The organism is Liquorilactobacillus sucicola DSM 21376 = JCM 15457, from assembly GCF_000612445.1.
Lineage (GTDB): Bacteria > Bacillota > Bacilli > Lactobacillales > Lactobacillaceae > Liquorilactobacillus > Liquorilactobacillus sucicola.
The window spans coordinates 577,671-599,408 of record NZ_BALC01000001.1 but is presented as its reverse complement, the minus strand read 5'-3'; the positions used below and the strand labels follow the sequence as shown (position 1 = coordinate 599,408).

Sequence of the window (21,738 nt, the reverse complement as noted above, 5' to 3'; positions counted from 1 at the left end):
ATTATCTTTTTCACAGTGTAGACAGTAATTTATTTGTGTGTGTAAAATGTGAACATTGACTTCTAACCTTATTTTAATTTTAAGAGAAGGGAGAAATAAGTATGGTGTATGAGTATCGATTTGTACCCGTAGGTGAACAGGCACTAAACGTTGTTTTTGAAGCAACAATCAACGCAGAAGAAAATCGGTTGATTCATTCATTAGCACACACTTTATTGAAAAGTATTGGAAAAGATGGAGGAATTACAGGAATTATACCTGCTTACCATACTTTAACAGTTAACTTTGATATTTTTCAGACTAATTATGCGGAATTAACGAAGCAAATAACTTCAATAATTGAAAAACACTCGTTTTTAGAAAATGAGGGGAAAAAACATGTAATTGAGATTCCAGTTTGTTATGACGAAGAGTTTGGCCCGGATCTTGATGCTGTATCTAAATATGGGAAAACAACTTTTGATGAGTTGATTAGGACTCACACAGAAGAGCCATATCTCATTTACATGATGGGGTTTATGCCAGGTTTTGCCTATATGGGATCTGTTCCAAGCAAAATTGCGATGCCACGGCTGAGAAATCCACGTGCTAAGGTTCCAGCCGGTAGTGTTGCCATTGCAGGCAAACAGACAGGTATGTATCCCGTAGAAGCACCAGGCGGGTGGAGACTTATAGGGCGTACACCGGTTAAACTGTATGATTATAATCATCCTGAACCTCGTTACTTTGCTGGAGATTATATCAGATTTAAGGCTATCTCCAAAAAAGACTTTTACTATATTCAAAAGCTTGATTTAGACGGTGAATATCAGTTGAATGAGCTTGATCAGGGGGAATTTTTTTGAAAACAGTTGAAATATTAGATGGGGGTTTAGCGACTACTATTCAAGATCTTGGACGTCCTAACTATCAGGCAGAGGGCATCCCAGTTTCAGGAGCGGTCGACAATATGGCACAACGTCTAGCCAATGTGTTGGTTGATAATGAGGAAAATGCAGCGACATTAGAGTTTTGCATGCTAGGGCCTAAAATCAGATTCTACTGCACAACTTTTATTGCCATAACGGGCGGTGAATCATGCCCAACATTAGATGGTCAGCAAATATTTTTAAATAGGGTTTATAGAGTGGAGACAGGTTCGATTCTTATGTTTAAACCGCTGACTTCTGGACGCTACGGGTATGTTGCCGTTGCAAATGGCGGTTTTTTCACAAAACCTATTTTGAACAGTCGCTCCACGACAGTCAGGCTCAGATTGGGTGGTTTAAAAGGTCGTGTTTTACAAAGGGGAGATCGGCTTCCTTTAAATGAGTGTTTCAAAATGCCAAGTTATCAATTCCGTGAATTCTCGACTGAAAAAATGCTTAAAAATAAAAAAGATGTTGAAATACGAGTTGTTAAGGGGCCACAGTGGAATAATTTTACAGCTGTGGCGCAAGAGAGGTTTAGAGAAAACCTATATGTTATTTCTCAGCAAGCTGACAGAATGGGGTATCGCTTAAGCGGAACAAGGTTGCCCGTTCCAGATAATAATATGCTTTCAGAGGGAACAATCTTAGGGAACATTCAGATTACACGTGATGGTCTTCCAATCGTTCTTTTGACAGATAGACAAACAACGGGGGGCTATCCTGTTATAGCTACAGTTGTCTTGGCTGATCTTAGAAAACTTGTTCAGTTGGATAATAAACATCAGTTACGCTTCAAAGTTGTGTCTTTTAAGGAAGCAACAGCAGCATTTCTTGCACAACGAACTGAACTAAAAAAGTTCAAAATATTCTTAAATAAGCAACGATATCGTTATCCGATTGGTCCAGCGCGTAAAACGGCACAGAAGATAGAACAACTGCTAGTTTCAAAGAGCTAGTGGAAGGGAGTTTGCATAATGGAAATAAAAAAAATTGAAAGTCTCATCAAGCTATTTAGTGGCTCGGATCTTTATCGATTAGAACTCGAAGAAAAAGATGTAAAGGTCGTTCTGGAGAGACAAAAAAGTACAACAGCACTTGGAATAGAACATAGTGCAAGAAAAAAACATGTAACCTCTCAAGAAGAAACAGCAAAAAAAATTGACGAAACAAAAATACGTGTAACAGCGCCATTAGTTGGCACGTTGTACCTTTCACCCGAACCCGATAAACCGTCTTTCGTCAAAGTCAAGGACCGTGTAAAGAAAGGCCAGACTATCGCCATTATTGAAGCCATGAAAATGATGAATGAGGTCAAGGCCCCTGCTGATGGGACGATTGCTGCTGTTCTAGTTGAAAATGCGACGGTCGTTGAATATGATCAAGTACTTTTTAAAATAGAAAATTGAGGTGAAAAAGGTGAAAAAAGTTTTGATTGCCAATCGAGGTGAAATCGCTGTCCGCATTATCCGTGCGTGCCATACACTTGGTTTAGCTGCGGTCGCTGTTTATTCTACAGCCGACAAAGAGGCCCTTCACGTCCGACTAGCAGATGAGGCTGTTTGCATCGGGCCACCAGAACCGGCTAAAAGTTATTTAAAGCAAAATAATATAATTGAAGCAGCTAAAATGACAGGCGCTGATCTTATTCACCCTGGTTATGGGTTCTTATCCGAAAACGCAGAGTTTGCACAAAAATGTGAAGACAATAAACTAAAATTTGTTGGTCCGAGTGCCCAAGTAATAGCTTTAATGGGCGAAAAAGCTACTGCTAGGCAAACAATGAAAAATGCTGGTGTACCGGTTATCCCAGGTAGCCCCCAAGGTTTTCTGACTGTAGCTGAAGGGCTACGCTATGCAAGCATGATTGAATTCCCAGTGATGCTGAAGGCAAGTGCTGGTGGCGGAGGAAAAGGTATGCGTGTTATTCAAAGAAAAGAAGATTTTGCTAAAGAGTTTACTGTCGCTCAACAAGAAGCACAGCATGCTTTCAGTAATTCAGAAATGTACCTTGAAAAATATTTACCGCATCCACGTCATATTGAAGTCCAGCTCATGGCAGATCAATTTGGCAACGTTCTGGGATTGCGTGAGCGCGATTGCACATTGCAACTTAATCATCAAAAGATTTTGGAAGAAGCGCCTGCACTGATGGTAAGTAATAATACTCTCCAAAAAATGCTGGAGGTTTCTATTAGGGCAGCGAAAAAGCTTAATTATGAGGGTGCAGGGACAATGGAGTTTCTCTTAGACGGACCGAAAAATTTTTATTTCATGGAAATGAATACAAGAATTCAGGTCGAGCATCCAGTAACTGAATTGATAACCAATACCGACTTGGTAGAAATGCAGTTAAGGGTAGCTTTAGGTAAAAAAGTCATTCCACCGAAAATGCACTTGGAAAATCAAGGCTTTGCTCTGGAATGTAGAATCAATGCAAGAGGTGCTGGAAAGATAACCGCATTGCATCTTCCAAGTGGTTATGGAGTTCGAGTCGATACAGCCATATATCAAGGGTATCGTGTACCACCGAATTATGATGCAATGATAGCGAAAATAATTGTGCACGGGCACAATCGTGAAAATGCAATTGCTTTGATGAAAACAGCGTTGGACGAGACTGTGATTAGTGGAATACAGACTAACCTCGACTTCCTGGCGCAGCTTTTAGAAGAACCAGAATATCTTCACAATGAAACGGATGTTAATTGGTTGGAAAAATTGACTGATGCAAAATAAGAAAGTAAAGGAGCTGGATGAGATTGAAACCATTAAAAGAGTTAGGTCCAGTTGAATTAAGACATTTAATTCGTGAAGGAAAATACACTAAACAAACAAGCGGTCTTGCAGCAGGTTATACACAGGCTAATTTAGTTATTTTACCGAAAGAACTTGCGTACGATTTTTTATTGTTTGCACAGCGCAATCCGGCACCATGTCCTATTTTAGAAATTAGTGATGTTGGGAACAGAACTCTTAGCGATTTTGCAACAGATGTTGATTTGGCAAATGATTTTCCTAAATATCGTATTTATCGCCACGGAAAATTGGCAGAAGAGGTAACTAGTATTGAATCATTTTGGCGTAGAGATTTAGTCAGTTTTCTTATCGGATGCAGTTTTTCATTTGAGTCAGAATTGATTGCAGCCGGAATTGAGGTTCGCAATATCACTCAACATGTAAATGTTCCTATGTTCAATACAAATATTCCGCTCAAAAAAGCAGGAAAATTTCATGGAAATATGGTAGTCAGCATGAGACCAATTCCAGAAGAGCAGGTTATTAAAGCAATCAAAGTCACTGCTGCAATGCCAAAGGTTCATGGAGCGCCTATTCAAATCGGTAATCCAGAACAAATTGGGATTAGCAATCTTCAGGAACCAGATTATGGTGATGCGGTAGAAATTAAAAGCGGTGAGGTTCCAATTTTTTGGCCTTGTGGTGTTACTCCGCAAAACGCAATCATGCAGGTCAAACCAGATTTTGTGATTACACATTCACCAGGGCACATGCTTGTCACAGATATAAAAAATGTGGAACTTAAATATTGAATCAGAGTGGGAGTGGATAGAAATGTTAAAAGTTGATTTAAATAGTGATCTTGGTGAGAGCTTTGGGCACTATAGCATTGGCAATGACGCAGAAATTATTAACTTAGTGACGTCAGTAAATATTGCCTGCGGTTTTCATGCGGGCGATCCTGATGTAATGGCACAGACTGTGAAGAAAGCTGAAACTGCGGGAATTGGTATTGGAGCACATCCCGGGTATTCTGATTTGCAGGGATTCGGTAGACGGCGTATGAATATGTCTTTAATTGAAGTTCAGCACATGATTACTTATCAGGTGGGGGCTTTAGAGGCATTTACCAAAACGAAAAAACTGCATCACGTTAAGCCTCACGGTGCCTTGTATAACGCAGCTGCACAGGATCACGAATTGGCTTTAGCGGTCTGCCGTGGCATCCAAGCTGTTGATTCAGAATTGCCGCTTTACGGACTAGCTAATAGCGAATTGATAAATGCTGCAAAAGAAGTAGGAATACCATATGTACAAGAAGTTTTTGGTGACCGTAATTATGAAGCAGATGGGACATTGGTGTCGCGTGCTAGACCCAATGCGGTAATTACTGATCCTACAACAATTGCACAGCGTGTAGTTAAGATGATCGAAGACCAAACTGTGACTGCAGTCAGCGGTCAAAAAGTTGCACTTAAGCCTGACTCGGTCTGTGTACACGGGGATAACCAAGCTGCACTAGCAATTGTTAAGACGTTACGAACAGCTCTGAAAGAAGATGGAATAAAAACTGAAACTTGGTAATCTTAACGGAAGAAGGAATTTAATATGGACAATCAAGCAAAGAAAAATAGCACTCCTTTAGATTTAAGACCCAGTCGTTCTCCTCGAAGCACTGCGATGGGTGCCGCTTTTTTGATGGCAATGGCAGCAGTAGGACCAGGATTTTTAACCCAAACAGCAACTTTCACAGGTCAAATGGGTGCAAATTTTGGTTTTGCCATCTTGATTTGTATTATATTTGATGTAGTTGTCCAAATGAATGTTTGGCGGATCATCGTCGTTAGCGGACGCAAGGCACAAACTATTGCTAATGAAGTATTTCCCGGTTTAGGATATATTTTATCCGCTTTAGTTGCAATCGGCGGTCTGTTCTTCAATATTGGTAATGTCGGAGGAGCTGGTTTGGGTTTAAATGTTCTTTTTGGAATTTCGCCCGAGAATGGTGCAGTTATTGCTGCTGCTTTAGCTTTAATTATCTTTGTGGTCAAAAATGCATTAGTCGTTATGGACCGCACTGTGCAAGTTTTAGCTTTTGTAAAAGTTGCGATTTTGGTTTATATCATTTTTGTTATGGCTGTTCCCTATGAAACAGCAATTCAGCATACATTTGTCCCAACAAAAATTGATTTTTATTCGATCGTTACCATCGTCGGTGGCACGGTTGGCGGTTATATTTCATTTTCAGGTGGTCATCGTTTAATTGAGGGTGGTGTACGTGGAGAAAAAAATATTAAATACGTTAACGAGGGTGCTCTGACAGGCATAGGAATTGCTTCTGTGATCCGTGTTCTTTTATTTTTGGCCGGATTGTCAGTTGTAGTAGCGGGTTATAAATTAGATCCATCTAATCCAGCGGTCTCAATTTTTCAGTTTGCAGCAGGTAATTTTGGTTACAAATTTTTTGGTATTCTGCTTTTTGCAGCAGGAATGACATCTATATTAGGCTCAACCTTTACTTCAACATCATTTCTTGATTACGCGGTGAAAGGTAATGGAAATAGTTCTTATGAAAAATACCGCAAGTACTTAGTTATTGGTTTTATCTTGATTTCGACCTTGATTTTTTATTTTGTCGGTAATCCTGCTAAAGTCCTTGTGTTTGTCGGTGCAGCTAACGGCTTTGTCCTGCCAATCTCATTGACTATTTTATTGTTAGCGAGTGGAAGAAGGAAAATAATTGGCAGTTATAAGCATCCCAAGTGGCTGACATATTCAGGCTGGCTCGTTGTTTTATTTATGGCTTATGCCAGCATCAAAACAATTCTTGGACTATTCTGAGTAAAATAATGGCGCGAATTTGAGTGTTATTTGTTCATTAAAATGGGGTAATTTAGGCTTTGATTTGTGTACCTAGTTTCCTTTACGTTGTATGCCTAAATTTTAGAGATTAATCTGAAATCAGTTCTGGAGCTGTGTCAAAAGTTAACTTTTGGCACAGCCCTTCTTTTTATTCCGTATAAGCGTGTTCCATAAGTCAAAATTATCCGTCTATCTTCGAATTACTCATAGCAAAGTACTCGCTATGTTCGTGATTTCGAGTTAGTACTCAAATTTTTCCGACTTTGAAGTGCTTTACAAAACTTGGATATGCAAATCAAGTTTTGGAGGTGCTTTTTTGATTTATATGGAAAGTCAAATTGAAACATAACATTTTTTATAGCAAGTTATTTTTTATTTATTACAAAGAGGTATAGGTCATTATCATAACGACTGCTAATTAACATTGCTTAAATAAATGAATGCAAATATTGGCGCAAGGTCTTCGAACAACAAGCAAAAAATGGTTTCAGGTTGTATTAAAACAATATTCAATAAAAAACGCTTCTTTTTTTTGATAAAAATTCAAGCTCTGATTCTTTGGATATAGCAAGTTTTAAAATATCAGAGCTATGGATTAATTGTAAATGGTCTACCTCTATTGACTTATAATGCATTTAAGCTATATTGATACGTAAGTTGTTAAGGGCAAGATTTAGTAAGCAATCAAGGAGAGGTATGAGTTTATGAGAATTGAAGAAGACTGTATTGGTAAATTAAAAATTGAGGACAATGCTTTATATGGTATCCATAGTAAAAGAGCTGCAGAAAATTTCCCGATTTCAAAGGAAAGAGTGCACCCTTTGATCATAGAAAGTTTAATTCAAATAAAGAAGGCAGCTGCACAAGCTAATTATGAGGCTGGAACTTTGACTGAAGTAAAATTTGCAGCGATTAGTGATGCTTGTGCGGAATTAGTACAAGGACACTATGAAAATGCTTTTATTGTTCCTGCTATTCAGGGGGGTGCAGGCACCTCTTCTAACATGAGTGTTAACGAAGTAATCGCACATTTCGCTAATCGTAAAGCAAAGAGAAATATTGTCCATCCTAATGATGACGTTAATCAATCACAATCAACCAATGACACTTTTCCGACAGCTGGTAAAATGGCTATGTTAAAGTCCTTGCCTGAATTGACAGGAGCACTCCGCACTCTAATACAGACAATGCTCAAAAAAGCTTTTGAATTTAATACAGTTATCAAGGTTGCCCGGACTCAGCTACAGGATGCAGTTCCAACAACACTAGGGAGATCATTCCATGCATACCATTCATTGTTTAAGCGTGATCTTAGACGGCTGGAATATGCGGCGGAAAGCTTGAAAGAGGTAAATCTTGGTGGGACAGCAATTGGCACAGGAATAAATGCAAGTGATATTTATCAGCAAGAAGTCATACCATTTTTGAAACATGAAACAGATTTAGATCTTAGTCTTGCAAGTGACTTGATTGACGCAACACAAAATTGTGATGTGTTTGTTGAATTTTCTGGGGCTTTAAAAAGTCTTGCAGTCGATCTATCTAAGGTTAGTAATGATTTGCGGCTGCTCGCTAGTGGACCGCAAGCAGGGTTTAATGAACTCAGACTCCCTCGAAAACAAGCAGGTTCTTCGATTATGCCTGGTAAGGTCAATCCAGTAATTCCAGAAGTTGTCAATCAAGTTGCATTTGAGGTGGTCGGCAATGATGTGACGGTTACCATGGCAGCTGAGGCAGGGCAGTTGGAACTTAATGCGTTTGAACCAATTATGTTTAAACGAATCTTGGAAAGTGAAGAACATCTGACACAGGCTATCAAAACTTTGTGTACAAATTGTATTAGCGAGATAAAAGCAAATGAAGACAAATGCGCTGCTGATGTTGAGAAATCAGTTGTGACAGCAACCATCCTCACGCCGTACCTTGGATATGAAAAAACGACTAGTTTAGTTAAAAGGGCCATTGCTGAAAATACATCAGTCAAAAAGCTTCTCAAACAAGAGGGATTATTAGACAACAGTAAAATTAATGAGCTATTTTCAAAGGAAAGCCTTATTCATCAACATTCCTCTGAAAAAATTGGTAACTTAGCCTAAGATTAAAATCGGTATAAGTAGGTAATTAACTACAAAAAAGATCACTGTCTAGCCAGATTTGAAGTGAATCCTCAAGATTGGAGAACCGCCCTCATGGCATTCACTTTGGATTAGGCAAAACAGTAATCTTTTTTTGGTTCGCGTATTAGTATATCTCTTTGCGGGCGCTAAAAAAGGCTTCGAGCTGCTCTTCTTCTTCATCATCAAAAGAGTCTGTAGCTAGTTGCTGGTTGATTTTTTCTCTTAATTTTCGATCTATTTCCCAGAAACCGTCAATTATTTTAAAGTGATGTTCACCATAATGCTTAAAAATAGGGTAGATATTTAAAAAATCATTAAAGGTCAGATTCTGTTCTTCGGTAAATTCTTTGACCCAACCCAGCTCCAGTGCGAAATCTGTTGGTGCTCCAGTTTCGTCTAAAATGTTGTTTTCAACAAGTGATTTATAAACTTCAGCTTTTGTAACGGAGGGGTTTTCCTGTTTAAAAAAATTAAAACCTTGTTCAACTAAGGGGGGATAAATAACCTTCATGTTAATAACCTCATTTCAGATATTTTATGTGCATTGACTTCTATATTGTCATTAGATAGGCCACAAAACTGCTGCGCTCAAAATTAAGAGTAAGAGTACGGATCATTGTTTATTCATAATGAAAAATACACGATATTCTAATTAATGCAAATGGTTTGCAATAAGATGGGATCAGTATAATTTAATAGGCATCACTTGTCAATCGTTAATTGCAAATAATTTGCATTTAAATTATAATGAACGAAAAAAGAGGTTGAAAATGCGTCTAACTAAACAGCGAAAAGCAATTATTGATCTGTTTAAGAGCAATCCCGGTCGTGCATTCAGTGTCGAGATGATCTACAACAGGATTGGCAATGGCAAAATGAATTTATCGACAGTTTATCGCAATGTCGATCGTCTAACGGAATTAGGAGTACTGGCTAAAAATTTGATGGAAAGTACAGCATATTACTACGCTAAGAAAGAAAAGCATCAGCATTTTATGATATGTACTAGTTGCTTTAAAATGCTGCCCATTAACCATGTTATTGAGGAAATAATTCCAATAGCAATAGGAAAAACAGAATTTGAACCTTTAGCACATGATATTGTAATTTATGGAATCTGCAGGGAATGTCAGTTAAAAACAAAGAAAAGCCCCACAAATGCATCGCGGTAATCTGTCAAGTATTCCTCCATTTTTCTATTAAAGATTAAGGCTTCAAGAAAGTCATTAGGGTTATTAAGTTAAGAAATAATGGTTGATAAGTATAAAATGTGTTCTTTTTTATTCAATATGCCTCCAGTTCTAAATGCTTTTAACATATATTCTAAAATGGTAATATCAACTTGGAACGATGAATTTGAAGGGCAGGAGGTTATTTGTTATGAAAGTAATTGTAGTTGGATCTTCTCATGGCGGCTTTGAAACTGTGCGTGGTATTTTGACTGAGCACCCAGAAACTGAAATTCAGTGGTACGAAAAGGGAGATTTTCTATCTTTTCTTTCCTGTGGTATGCAGCTTTATCTTGAGGGTGTCGTGAAAGATGTTAATTCAGTAAGTTATGCGACACAGAAAGGTATGCGAGCTGCTGGAGTTCACGTTTTTGTTGAACAGGAAATTACAAAAGTAGATCCGTCGACCCATAAAGTCCATGTCGTAAATCATGCGACTGGCGCAGAACGCGACGAGGACTACGACAAACTTGTCTTGAGTGTCGGAGCAGTTCCTACAGTTTTACCGGTAGAGGGGCACAGCTTGAAAAATATCTACGGTATGAGAGGGCGCGACTGGGCGATAAAGCTTAAAGCAAGGACAGTTGATCCCGATATTAAGAATGTTGTCGTTATCGGCGCAGGATACATCGGCATTGAAGCTGCTGAGGTGTTTGCCAAGGCAGGTAAACATGTCACAATAATTGATGTTTTGCCACGGCTGCTTAATCTGTACTTAGACGAAGAATTTACCGAGATTATAACAGATGAAATGTTGAGCCATGACATTTATCCAGCTACTGGACAAACCGTTAAACGTTTTGAAGGTCAGTCTGGCAAGGTGAAGAGTGTTGTCACTGATCAAGGTGAGTATCCTGCTGACCTAGTAATTCAAGCTGCTGGGATAAGTGCAAATACAGCCTTTCTTAAAAATGCAATTGAGTTAGACGACCATGGATTGATTAAAGTTGATGATTACCTGCAAACAAGTGATAAGGATATTTACGCGGTGGGAGATGCGACCTTAGTTCCTTTTGCACCGACTGGTCAAAATAATCGTGTTGCTTTGGCCACTAATGCGCGTCGACAAGGGCGAGTAGCTGCTAAAAATATTTTTGGAGCTGAGAAGCCGATGCCTCCTGTCTCGGGTTCATCAGCATTGTCAGTATTCCAATATCATTTTGCATCGACAGGAGTTAAAGCTGGGACAAGTGATAAGCTAGGGATCGAAACAAAATCAGTTTTGGTCCAGGACACTGTTCAACCGAAGTTTGTCGCAATGGAGAACGGAAATGCTAAGGTTTGGTTTAAGTTGACTTATGCACCTTCTGATGGACGAATACTTGGGGCGCAGATATTATCTAAACGCGATGTTACTGCTAATATCAACGTTATCTCGCTGGCCATTCAGCAAAAATTAAAAGTTTCGGATCTTGCTTATGCTGACTTCTTCTTCCAACCAGGGTTTGACAGACCTTGGAATATTATTAATGTTGCTGCGCAAAAAGCAGTCGTTCAGCTTGAGAAGAGTAATAATTAAGCTTTGACGGCAGTGTGGGAGAGATTTAATTTGATAAAATGGCAGCATTCTTGGGCGGTCAATAAATACTGGGTGATGGCTCGTTCACAGCGGATTTATAATGAAATTCGAAAATTAGCATCTGGAAATGACTGGACAAAGGAGAAGGAGACGACCTATCAAAAGTTGCTCCTTGAGGCCGATAGATTGGTGCCAACTGTTCAAACTCTGACAACCGCTTATCAACATGTTTGGGGTTATTTTAAAAAAATAGCAACAACGGATGAAAAGAATTTCTATATGCATGAACTGGCGGTCTTAGCGCCTGAAAGTGATAGACTAGGGCCTTTTTTGGCAAAACTGGCGCTAAAGTATGATGTTCACTATTTGTTACAGTCGAGGTTAATGAAAACTTATTTAAAGTGACCTTTTTTAGAAACGGCATTAAGTTGTAATCAAAAGGAAGCTGGGCCTGGGCAAAAATTAAATTTTAACCTAGCTCTTCTTTTTACTTCATGTGGACGTGTTCACATAAGTAAAAGTCTTCGTTATGAATTATTTGACGTTTTTAGTTATTAGCATTCAAATTTTATGAAGTGCCTTACAGAACTTGGACATGTAAATCAAGTTTTGTAAGGCACTTCACTTATGTCACACTGCTTTTTGTATGCGCTTGAAAACTTTTTTAATTGGATATTTTAATTTGTTAAGCTATACTAAGCATAAGTTGGATTTTCTCATCAAAAATTCTTTTAAAAAAGGGGAGCTAACATCATGAACAAATTATTTAACTCCGTTGCTGATCTCATCGGTAATACCCCAATTGTCAAATTAAGACGTGTGGTTCCTGCTGACTCGGCTGATGTGTACGTTAAACTTGAATTCTTTAATCCTGCTGGCTCTGTTAAAGACAGAATTGCACTGGCAATGATTGAAGCAGCAGAAAGTAACGGCGAACTTACTGCCGGTGGAACAATTGTTGAACCTACTTCTGGTAATACTGGGATTGGATTGGCTTCTGTAGCGGCAATTAAGGGATATCACTTAATTATTACTATGCCTGAAACGATGAGCGTAGAGCGGCGCAAGTTAATGCAGGCATATGGAGCTGAATTAGTTTTAACTCCGGGTGCCGATGGGATGAAGGGTGCCATACAAAAAGCTAAAGAATTAGCTCTTAAAAATAATTATTTTTTACCAATGCAGTTTGATAACCCTGCCAATCCCAGAATCCATGAAGAAACGACCGGAAAAGAGATCATAGCTGCATTTAAAGACAAATTACCTGCAGCTTTTGTTGCAGGCGTCGGAACTGGTGGTACTTTAACGGGAACTGGGCACGTATTGAAAGCAGCAGCGCAGGACATTAAAATATACGCTTTAGAGCCAGCAGAATCTCCGATTTTAAAAACAGGAGTTGGCGGTAAACATAAAATTCAAGGGATAGGTGCGGGATTTGTTCCCTCCGTTTTGGACAATGATATTTTCGATGGTCTAATTGAAGTTCCTAGTGATGATGCTATTAAAACCGCACGCGAGGTAGGTCGCACAGAGGGATTCTTGCCTGGTATTTCAACAGGAGCTAATATATATGGGGCATTACAGATTGCAAAGGAATTAGGTCGTGGTAAATCTGTTGTCACCATTGCACCGGATAATGGCGAACGATATCTGTCGACAGAACTTTTTGAATAGGAGAGGCGCCTACTTAAAAAAGTTTGTTGACACTGCAGCGGCTTGGTTCTAGAATAATAGCATTATGAGTGCTTTCTAATTTAAAAGCAATAGAGTGTGTAACCTTAATTTGGAAACATTTTTATTAATAAAACAATAAATAATGCGTTGGCTTCTTGATTATCTACTAATTTGAGATAATTTAAAGGGCACGCATTTTTATTTAAGTTATACATAAAGCATAAGAAACTTGGAAACACACTTTAAAAGGAGGAGTATTGAATGAAGTTTGGTTTGAAAAGCGTATTAAGTCTTAGTTTCTTGGGCTTGAGTTTGATATTGACTGCTTGTGGACAGGCAAATTCGATCGCCGCAACCGATAAGAATGGTACGGAGACAAAACCTTTGAAAGTTACAGCGACTCAGGCAATTGCAAGTACAGACCCAACAATTGCTGCTGACATTGGCAGTCAGGCCGCTATCGCACAAGTATATGAAGGATTGTATACAACTGACAAAAAAGGGCAAGTTATTCCCGGAGTTGCAACAAAAATCGTCACTCCAACTGAAAATGGTAAAATCTATACATTTACGTTACGTTCGAATGCTAAATGGGCAGATGGATCACATGTTACAGCACATGACTTTGTGTATGCAATACGGCGTCAGGCAGATCCTAAGACCAAATCGCAAGAGGTTGGTCACATAGAGGAAATAAAGAATGCAAAGGAAGTCAATGAAGGAAAGAAACCTCTTTCAGCACTAGGCGTAAAAGCTTTAAATAAGCATAAATTGCAGATTACGTTGCAAAAAAAGACGCCTTGGTTTAATTATCGTCTTGCAACTGAAATTTATCCGTTAAAGCAGGAAATTGTTAAGAAGTACGGGGATAAGTACGGAACTAGTTCAGACAAGATGCTGGGCAACGGACCATATATTTTGCAAAAATGGTCCGGTAGTAATGATTCATGGACTTATCGTAAAAACAATAAGTATTATGCGGCAAAATCAGTTCGTTTGAGAACGATTAACGTTCAAACTGTTAAAGATGCTAATACTGCAGAAAATTTATTCGCATCAAATGCTGTTCAGGTGACAACAATAACTGGGAATAAAGTACAAAGTAATGCCAAAGGTGCATTGGCAAAAAATTTAAAAATTACAAAATCTAATCATCTAACTTTTATTGTCTGGAATTCGAGACGGAAAAATACAGAAAACACAAGTCTAAGGAAAGCGATAAGTTACGCAATTGATCGGAAGTCTCTTGTAAGAAATATTTTAAGAGATGAATCATTGCCGGCTAAAGCAGCTGTAACAGAAGGAAACTTCAGCAACCCTAAAACAGGAAAAGATTTTACAGATGATACTGGTGATCTTTATCCACACGATATTGCTAAAGCAAAAAAATACTGGAAACAAGCTCAAAGAGAATTGGGGCAAAAAAATATAACTCTTGAATTGTTGACAACAGATGTAGATACAAGTCGAACCGTTGGAGAGTATATTCAAAGTACAGTTGAAGAAAACCTGAAGGGACTTAAAGTTTCGCTGAAATCAGTGCCGCTCAACAACGAAGTGGCGACGTTCACAAAGGGTGATTTTGATTTCGGCGTTCTAGGATGGACAAGTGATTTCAAGGATCCCATTGATTTCCTAAACAAAGCAGCGATTACTAATAGCATAAATTTCGGCAGATTTAACGATGCAGAGTACGAGAAACTTATTAAAGATATTGAAAATACCGATCAGAGTGAAACTGCCCGTTATTCAACTATGCAAAAAGCGGCTAGGGTGCTTGCGGCTAAACAAGGTATAACTCCGCTTTACCAGAATACACAAGCAAACTTGATCAGCAGTAAGGTTGGTGGTGTCCAGCCTTCCATGTTGCGCGATGTTCTTTATCGCTATGTTTACTGGAAATAATGAATTAAAATGTTAACCTGTTTTCTTAAACAATGATATCTATGGTGTGCAAGACTAGGTGTTTTAAAAATTTTTCAAGTGTTTTAACTAAGTTGTAAAATGTTTCAAATAAAAGAGAGACCTGTTTTGTTTTATTTGCAAAGGGGTCTCTTTTTTTGCCTTTAATAGCTGTTTTCAAAAAAGATTTATCGTTGGCACATAACTTGCTAATGTTCTTATGAAATAACAAGTAAGCATATTCAAGGAGGTTTTTGTATGTGTTGTCAACGAATGAGTGAAGTGAAGGAACATCACAAAATGTACAAGAAAGGCAAAGTGTGGATAGTAGCTATGGTTTCATTAGGTAGTGGGACGCTATTAATGTCACAAATGGATACTATTCAGGCTGCAACACAGTCTGAAATAAACAACAGCTCAATGATATTGCAGAAAGAGACGCAATCTTCAACCGTGGTAAGTAAAATTGATTCAAGTAATCAGGAAGCAAGCGAAAAGAAGGCAACAGCTAATAATTCTTCACTTAAGAATAATGAAGATGCAACTTCGAAAAGTAGTGAGTCAGAAAATCAAAGCGCATCAAAAAGTTCTGCTGCGCAAGTTTCAAGTGAAGTTTCGGATAATGCTAGTAGAAGCGAAACAGATGAGTTAAATCAAGGACAAAAAAGCACTGGTTCTGAAGAAGAAATCTCGGTAGTTAAGGCTGCATCTTCTAGTGAAGAGAGTAAGGCAACTTCAAGTGCTGTCACACAGTCAGAAGATATTTCTACGGCTTCAAGTGAGAAAGAGAAGACAGCGACTCTTAGCAGTTCAAATGAAATTAAACAGGATACTAATAATTCTTCTTTTACAGATGACAAAAGTAACAACGTTGTTGCTGACACTGCAACAGAAACAAATAACATACAGAAGGTGAGTTCAAGGGATTTGGAGAAAAAATCTTATAGTGAGCAATATCGTAATCAAATTCACTACTCACCTGATAAGAATTGGATGAATGATCCCAATGGATTGTTTTATGATGATAAAACAGGCATATATCATCTGTATTATCAATATAATCCAGAAGGCAATGAATGGGGCAATATGTCATGGGGACATGCAACAAGTAAGGACATGATCAACTGGAAGCAAGAACAGCTTGCGATTCCAATGCTAACCGATCAAGGATGGGAGGATTTCACGTATACCAATACAACAGGCAATTTGGTGGAAGCTGGAGAAGTTCGCTATGTAGGTGTTCCTACAACCAATTGGGGCGATTCAAATGGGAAAAAAGCTATTTTTAGCGGATCAGTTTACGTAGATAAAAATAACGTCAGTGGATTGGGAGTGGGCACAGTTTTAGCATTTTATACTGCTGATTATCAGATTGCCACGAGAATTAATGATGGTAAAGAGGATGGTTGGGGTACATGGCTAGGCTTGAATGAAATTCAAGAACAGCATTTAGCATATAGCCAGGATGGCGGAAAAACATTTATTCAATATTCTCCAGATAAAAATGCCGCAGTTCCTAAACCACTGATTCCAGTCACAGACTCAAAAGGCGGCGATGCAGCTAATTTTAGAGATCCGAATGTTGTTTATGATGATTTAAATAAACAATTTTTGCTGACAGTTGTTTCCAATCAGCAGGCGTTGATTTACAGTTCTAAAGATTTGCTGCATTGGAAGTATGCTTCAAGTATCCAACGAGAAAAAAATGTAGGACTTGGTGTTTGGGAATGTCCGACGTTAATCCCGATGACGGTGGCAGGAACGAAAACAACAAAATGGATATTTGCTGTCAGTGTACAACAAGGGGCGCATGCGACTGGGTCAGGGATGGAGTATTATGTCGGCGATATCACCGCTGCTGGACAGTGGGTGCCGGAAAGCACACATACGATGAAGGAACCGTTGACATTTGACTATGGTGAAGATTTTTATGCGGGAATTCCCTTCGCCAACATGAAAGATAAGCGTAATGTACTTATAGCATGGCAATCAAATTGGTCCTATACTGGTGAGGCCAAGACATCACCTTGGTATGGTCACATGACGCTTCCAAGAGAACTAAAGTTAGTTAAAGACACACGTGCAACGGACGGGTATTTGTTGAGAAACACAGTCGTTTCGGAGATTGCACACAATGAACAGGAAAATGTGCTTTCTTCTGCTGAATTCAATACGACGCTTAAAAATAGTGAGCATTTGCTCAATTATACTGGAACCCAATATAAAGTAACAGCGGATTTCTCGTGGGATACAAAAAATCCGCCTGAGTCAGTTGGTTTTAAACTACGTGTTTCGCATGATGGACGGTACTATCTGCGCGTCGGATATGATTTGCAAACAAAAGAGTTTTTTGTACAGCGTTTAAATACGGGAGAGCCTGGAATGGGTAATCCAAGGGATAAAATGAATGCATTTGTGGATTCAGGGGAAGGGAAAATAACGCTCACTATCTATGTAGATGAAACAAGTATTGAGGCTTTTGCAAATGATGGGGAAAGAGCAATTACACAGAACTTTTTCATGCGTCCTGAATATGTGGGGGTACAACCAACAAACCAACTCTACCTCTATGCACAGAATGGAGAAGTACATGTAACTGGTTTAAAGATCAATCCGCTTACTAGCATTTGGAAAAATGAGTCAAAAGTGACTTTTAATTATCTTGATGATAAAGGTAACGAAATTGTCTCTTCAAAGCAAAAAATAGGTAAGATAGGTGATTCTTATTCAATGTTAGCTCCTGTCAAAATCGATAATTATTTTTTGAGCAGTACAAACATGAAAAATAAGAATGCTGATAACTTGTATACCGCACAGAATCAAGTTATAAATTACATTTATCGAAAAGTACAAACAAATTTATGGGTTAAAGATTCTACTCTTACTGCAGGTACGCAGAATGGCTGGAAAGCAGAAAACAACTTTATTGGTGGGAATGATGCTGCAGGAAAAGAACTGACAATAAAAGATGTTGCAGTACTTGGTACAGTGAATCCGAGCAAGCCAGGTATTTACACAGTAAAATATAGCTATACAGATGTTCAAGGAAATACTATTTTAAAAACTATTAAGGTAACAGTAGTTGACCCAATCAAGAACAAGGAGACAAGAACGAAAAAAAGTAGATCGGAACAAAAGCTTGTTATTGAGGCTAATAAAAGGAATAACAGCCGCAATAATCAAACAACGAAAAATGGTTTGAGTAAGCAGCAGATTAGTAATAAAAAAGTTGACTATTCAATGGTCAATGCTGATTCTAAAGGTTTTAAAGTAGCAAAAAAAGTAAGCACTTTACCAAGGCTTGATATACAAACTGGTGAAAGCAAAAAAAATCAGAAACACTTGCCACAGACTGGTGAAAGCAACATTTTAGCTTTGAATATTTTAGGAATAATACTGACGAGCTTAAGTAGTATAGGACTGTTCCTCAGGATTAAAAGAAAAAGAGATAGCAAATAATAATCAAGCGTTAGATTTTAAAACAATAAAAACTGATCTTTCCAATAATTTTAAGCAGATAAGAAAACACTTTTTGTTAAATGATTCCTTCTAAAACAAGCATAATTGCTATAATAAAAATTATAGCCTATACTGAAATTCAGTGGTATTGTTCTGTTTTAATCAAAAAAATGATCATGATAGAATGATTGAGTATGCTACAATTAAGTAAAAAAACTATTATAGTTATTGTTAATAGGGAGGAATCTACATATGGGGAAAATAACTAAAAGTGGAAAGATTGTTGATCTGCATTGCCATCTGCTACCCAGTATTGATGATGGCTCACCGGATTTAGAGCATTCATTAGGACTAGCTAACGATGCTATTAAGGAAGGAATTACACATATTTTAGCAACTCCTCATCATCTTGATGGTGACTACGTTAATCATAGGTCAGATGTTATTAAACATGTCACTGAATTTCAGCATGAATTAGATATTCGAAAAATGCCATTGACAATTTTTCCTGGGCAAGAAGTGCACATCAACGGTGATTTAGTTGAGCGTTATGATGACCTACTTGGGATAGACGAGGAAAAAAAGTATATGTTAATTGAATTTCCACATGGGAGCGTTCCAGCTTATGCTAAACGTTTGTTCTTTGAACTGCGCAAAGCTGGAACAACACCTGTTATTGTTCACCCTGAACGTAATCATGAGATTCAAAATGACTTGAATATCCTATATGATTTTATCTCAGATGGAGCATTGTCGCAGCTGACAGCTACAAGTTATGTTGGGGGCTTCGGAGATAAAGTGAAAGAAATTTCAGATCAGCTAGTTGAGCATGGTTTGGTTCAACTATTCGCTTCAGATGCTCATGCGCTAAAAGGTCGAAAATTTGCGCTGTATGAAGCTTTTAAGGAACTTCAAACGAATATGGGGCAAGATAAAGTAGACGAATTTGAACAAAATGCCGAGGATCTATTGAATGGACTTCCGGTCATGGCTCGTGGCTACTCAAGGATAGAGAAGAAAAAGAAGCATTTTTTCTTTTTCTGAAAAGATAATACCTAGATAATTTCGATTAGTTTGGCAAGATAAAGTTTACCAATAGGTAGTCTTTGAGTGTTAAGCACAGATTATGCCATTCAGAGTTGGAATATGATATGAGTAATTCATATTTAAGTAAAGTAACTGGCTGTTGAAACAAGAACAATTTCTAAAATGCCAAACTTAAAACAAAGGATGTACCAAAATGAAATGTGGTGTACTGCATCCTATATTTTCTCTCATGGCGACACGGAGTCGATGCTAGATCGGCGAGGTGCCGCTTGTTTGTGTTTGAGACATTTATAATGCAGAGTATCGTCTAAATGAGCTCTTTTATTTTTTGGCTTTTCGAACAACGCTGCAAAGAAATTAAACATTGAAGAAATTTACTCATTATAACATGCGTCTAATTCATGTATAACAGTAAATAAAGCCCTTTCTTTTTGAGAAGTTTAAAAAACTCTATTATCTTGTTTTTTAGCAAAACAGAAGTCTTTTTCTTAAAAAAAATTTTTTAATGTCCCTATTGGCTTAGGAAAACAAGTTTTGTACGTTTTATTTAGACTTTGATGTGACAAAAAATAACAAATGTTGTGCAATACCGTTTGACTAAATTAGAAAACGATTATAGAATTGTGAGCGTATTTAATGAAAGGGATGTTTACATGAATAATATCTTTCGTAAAAAACAAGTGGCTGACTTACTTATGGAAACCACACCTTTGAAACGAACACTGCATACATTGGATCTGACGTTTCTTGGGATAGGAGCTATTATTGGAACAGGAATTTTTGTTCTCACAGGGAAAGGTGCTTTGACAGCGGGTCCCGCCTTGTCACTATCTTTCTTGCTTGCAGCTATCTGTTGTGGTTTTGCTGGCCTGTGTTATGCAGAATTTGCATCAATGGCACCAGTTGCAGGTTCGGCTTATACCTATTCTTATGTGGCTTTTGGCGAAGTAATTGCATTCATAATCGGATGGGATCTTATTCTTGAATATGCCTTAGGTGCTGCAACAGTTTCGGTTGGATGGTCAGGCTATTTTGTTAATCTGTTAGATAATGTCGGTATCCATATTCCCACTGTCCTGACAGCTGCTGCAGGAACGACACCCGGTGTGACAACCATTTTTAATTTACCGGCATTCTTGATTGTTTTAGTGATCACATGGATTATTTCTATCGGTATCAACCAAACAAAGCGTGTTAATGACACAATGGTTTTGATTAAATTGGCTGTTATTGTCCTGTTTATCATTTGTACTGTCTGGTTTATCAAGCCGCACAATTGGACACCTTTTTCTCCATATGGCTTGTACTCATTCAATCACGGAACTGCAGCTGGAATTATACCTGCCGCTTCGATTGTTTTCTTTTCTTTTATTGGTTTTGATTCTGTCGCATCAAGTGCTGAAGAAACTGTTAACCCTAGTAAAACTTTGCCACGTGGCATACTTTTATCGCTATTGATTTCTACAGTCTTGTACATCATCATGACATTAATTATGACTGGGGTTGTTAAGTATACTATTTTTACAAAATACCTTAATGCTCCGATTTTAGCCGTTTTGCATTCAACGGGACAGACTTGGTTGTCAATTATTGTTAGCATTGGAGCTATTCTAGGTATGACAACTGTCATTCTTGTTCAACTTTATGGGCAGTCGCGAATCTGCTATTCTATGTCGCGTGATGGTTTGTTTCCTAAATTTTTTGGTGATGTTAATCCGAAGTATCAGACACCGTTCAAGGGAACTTGGTTTTTTGGAATCATAACAGCCTTTGCAGGTGGATTTATCAATTTAAATATTTTATCGGAACTGGTCAATATCGGGACTTTGACAGCATTTATTTTGGTTTCAGCTGGTATTCTTTGGATGCGGAAAACAAATCCTGAAGTTCACCGTGGTTTCAAAGCACCTGGAGTTCCTTTTACACCAATCATCGCAATTATTTTTTGCTTAACCTTGATCGCCGGCCTAAACTGGGAGACATGGGTCCGCTTTATTTTATGGTTCGCTGTAGGAATGTTAATCTATTTCTTTTATGCTAGAAAACATTCAAAGCTTAATGCTTAGAAAGAAACAATAGCGACAGTGAGCAATAGACATAGTGCTATATTTTTGTGAAATTCGAGGATTTTAAAATTAAATCCTCGAATTTTGTTATTTAAATAAAGAATATGCAAGATGAACTAGTATTCTAAGAAGTGAATAAGGTAATATAAAACTTGATTATTGTTCTTTTAGAAATGCGGTACTTAAAAAGTAAATGATTGTTAGCTTATTTTGTGT

General features: G+C 38.0%; 17 protein-coding genes. 16 read left to right on the top strand and 1 reads right to left on the bottom strand.

The genetic code is table 11. The annotated features are described in order from the left end of the window. Nucleotides 1-101: 101 nt before the first annotated feature. The 8 genes from pxpB to JCM15457_RS02965 all read left to right on the top strand — a co-directional run bounded on the left by pxpB (nucleotide 102) and on the right by JCM15457_RS02965 (nucleotide 8,605). A complete protein-coding gene (gene pxpB / locus JCM15457_RS03000; protein ID WP_034987320.1) occupies nucleotides 102-845 on the top strand; it encodes a 5-oxoprolinase subunit PxpB in 744 nt (247 codons plus the stop codon). Beyond that, a complete protein-coding gene (locus JCM15457_RS02995; RefSeq protein WP_034987319.1) occupies nucleotides 842-1,867 on the top strand; it encodes a 5-oxoprolinase subunit C family protein in 1,026 nt (341 codons plus the stop codon). The genes pxpB and JCM15457_RS02995 overlap by 4 nt, the downstream gene beginning before the upstream one ends. A gap of 18 nt (nucleotides 1,868-1,885) precedes the next feature. After that, nucleotides 1,886-2,317 carry an acetyl-CoA carboxylase biotin carboxyl carrier protein gene (accB, locus tag JCM15457_RS02990; RefSeq protein WP_034987318.1) on the top strand — a complete coding sequence of 144 codons (432 nt, stop codon included), beginning with the start codon at nucleotides 1,886-1,888 and terminating at the stop codon, nucleotides 2,315-2,317. A 10-nt stretch (nucleotides 2,318-2,327) separates the two neighbouring features. Next, nucleotides 2,328-3,647, top strand: coding sequence for an acetyl-CoA carboxylase biotin carboxylase subunit (locus tag JCM15457_RS02985; RefSeq protein WP_034987316.1), 1,320 nt, complete (start codon nucleotides 2,328-2,330; stop codon nucleotides 3,645-3,647). A gap of 17 nt (nucleotides 3,648-3,664) precedes the next feature. Further along, entirely contained in the window at nucleotides 3,665-4,459 is a 795-nt protein-coding gene (locus tag JCM15457_RS02980; protein WP_034987314.1) for a putative hydro-lyase, read from the top strand. 22 nt (nucleotides 4,460-4,481) lie between these two features. Continuing rightward, complete coding sequence (locus tag JCM15457_RS02975; protein ID WP_034987312.1) at nucleotides 4,482-5,231, top strand: LamB/YcsF family protein; 750 nt, start codon at nucleotides 4,482-4,484, stop codon at nucleotides 5,229-5,231. Between the two features lie 24 nt (nucleotides 5,232-5,255). After that, the gene (locus JCM15457_RS02970) at nucleotides 5,256-6,488 is read left to right on the top strand and encodes an NRAMP family divalent metal transporter (RefSeq protein ID WP_034987309.1); all 1,233 of its coding nucleotides are present in this window, start codon (nucleotides 5,256-5,258) and stop codon (nucleotides 6,486-6,488) included. A gap of 725 nt (nucleotides 6,489-7,213) precedes the next feature. Continuing rightward, entirely contained in the window at nucleotides 7,214-8,605 is a 1,392-nt protein-coding gene (locus JCM15457_RS02965; RefSeq protein ID WP_034987306.1) for an aspartate ammonia-lyase, read from the top strand. A 145-nt stretch (nucleotides 8,606-8,750) separates the two neighbouring features. On the opposite strand, the gene JCM15457_RS02960 is transcribed toward JCM15457_RS02965, so the two are convergent. Continuing rightward, nucleotides 8,751-9,137 (bottom strand): hypothetical protein, encoded by a 387-nt coding sequence (locus tag JCM15457_RS02960; RefSeq protein WP_034987302.1) that lies wholly within the window; start codon nucleotides 9,135-9,137, stop codon nucleotides 8,751-8,753. Between the two features lie 259 nt (nucleotides 9,138-9,396). On the opposite strand from JCM15457_RS02960, the gene JCM15457_RS11605 reads away from it, so the two are divergent. The 8 genes from JCM15457_RS11605 to JCM15457_RS02920 all read left to right on the top strand — a co-directional run bounded on the left by JCM15457_RS11605 (nucleotide 9,397) and on the right by JCM15457_RS02920 (nucleotide 21,522). Then, entirely contained in the window at nucleotides 9,397-9,798 is a 402-nt protein-coding gene (locus JCM15457_RS11605) for a Fur family transcriptional regulator (RefSeq protein WP_051993255.1), read from the top strand. 208 nt (nucleotides 9,799-10,006) lie between these two features. Then, nucleotides 10,007-11,374, top strand: a complete 1,368-nt coding sequence (locus tag JCM15457_RS02950; RefSeq protein WP_034987300.1) for an FAD-dependent oxidoreductase — start codon at nucleotides 10,007-10,009, stop codon at nucleotides 11,372-11,374. 30 nt (nucleotides 11,375-11,404) lie between these two features. Further along, nucleotides 11,405-11,779: a YbgA family protein gene (locus tag JCM15457_RS02945; protein WP_034987297.1), complete on the top strand. Its 375-nt coding sequence runs from the start codon at nucleotides 11,405-11,407 to the stop codon at nucleotides 11,777-11,779. A 348-nt stretch (nucleotides 11,780-12,127) separates the two neighbouring features. Then, entirely contained in the window at nucleotides 12,128-13,048 is a 921-nt protein-coding gene (cysK, locus tag JCM15457_RS02940) for a cysteine synthase A (RefSeq protein WP_034987295.1), read from the top strand. A 261-nt stretch (nucleotides 13,049-13,309) separates the two neighbouring features. After that, complete coding sequence (locus JCM15457_RS02935) at nucleotides 13,310-14,953, top strand: peptide ABC transporter substrate-binding protein (RefSeq protein WP_034987291.1); 1,644 nt, start codon at nucleotides 13,310-13,312, stop codon at nucleotides 14,951-14,953. 255 nt (nucleotides 14,954-15,208) lie between these two features. Then, the gene (locus JCM15457_RS02930) at nucleotides 15,209-18,409 is read left to right on the top strand and encodes a GH32 C-terminal domain-containing protein (protein ID WP_152537258.1); all 3,201 of its coding nucleotides are present in this window, start codon (nucleotides 15,209-15,211) and stop codon (nucleotides 18,407-18,409) included. Between the two features lie 252 nt (nucleotides 18,410-18,661). Then, nucleotides 18,662-19,453 carry a tyrosine-protein phosphatase gene (locus JCM15457_RS02925; protein ID WP_034987287.1) on the top strand — a complete coding sequence of 264 codons (792 nt, stop codon included), beginning with the start codon at nucleotides 18,662-18,664 and terminating at the stop codon, nucleotides 19,451-19,453. A 656-nt stretch (nucleotides 19,454-20,109) separates the two neighbouring features. Next, nucleotides 20,110-21,522 (top strand): amino acid permease, encoded by a 1,413-nt coding sequence (locus JCM15457_RS02920; protein WP_034987285.1) that lies wholly within the window; start codon nucleotides 20,110-20,112, stop codon nucleotides 21,520-21,522. The last annotated feature ends 216 nt before the right edge of the window (nucleotides 21,523-21,738 follow it).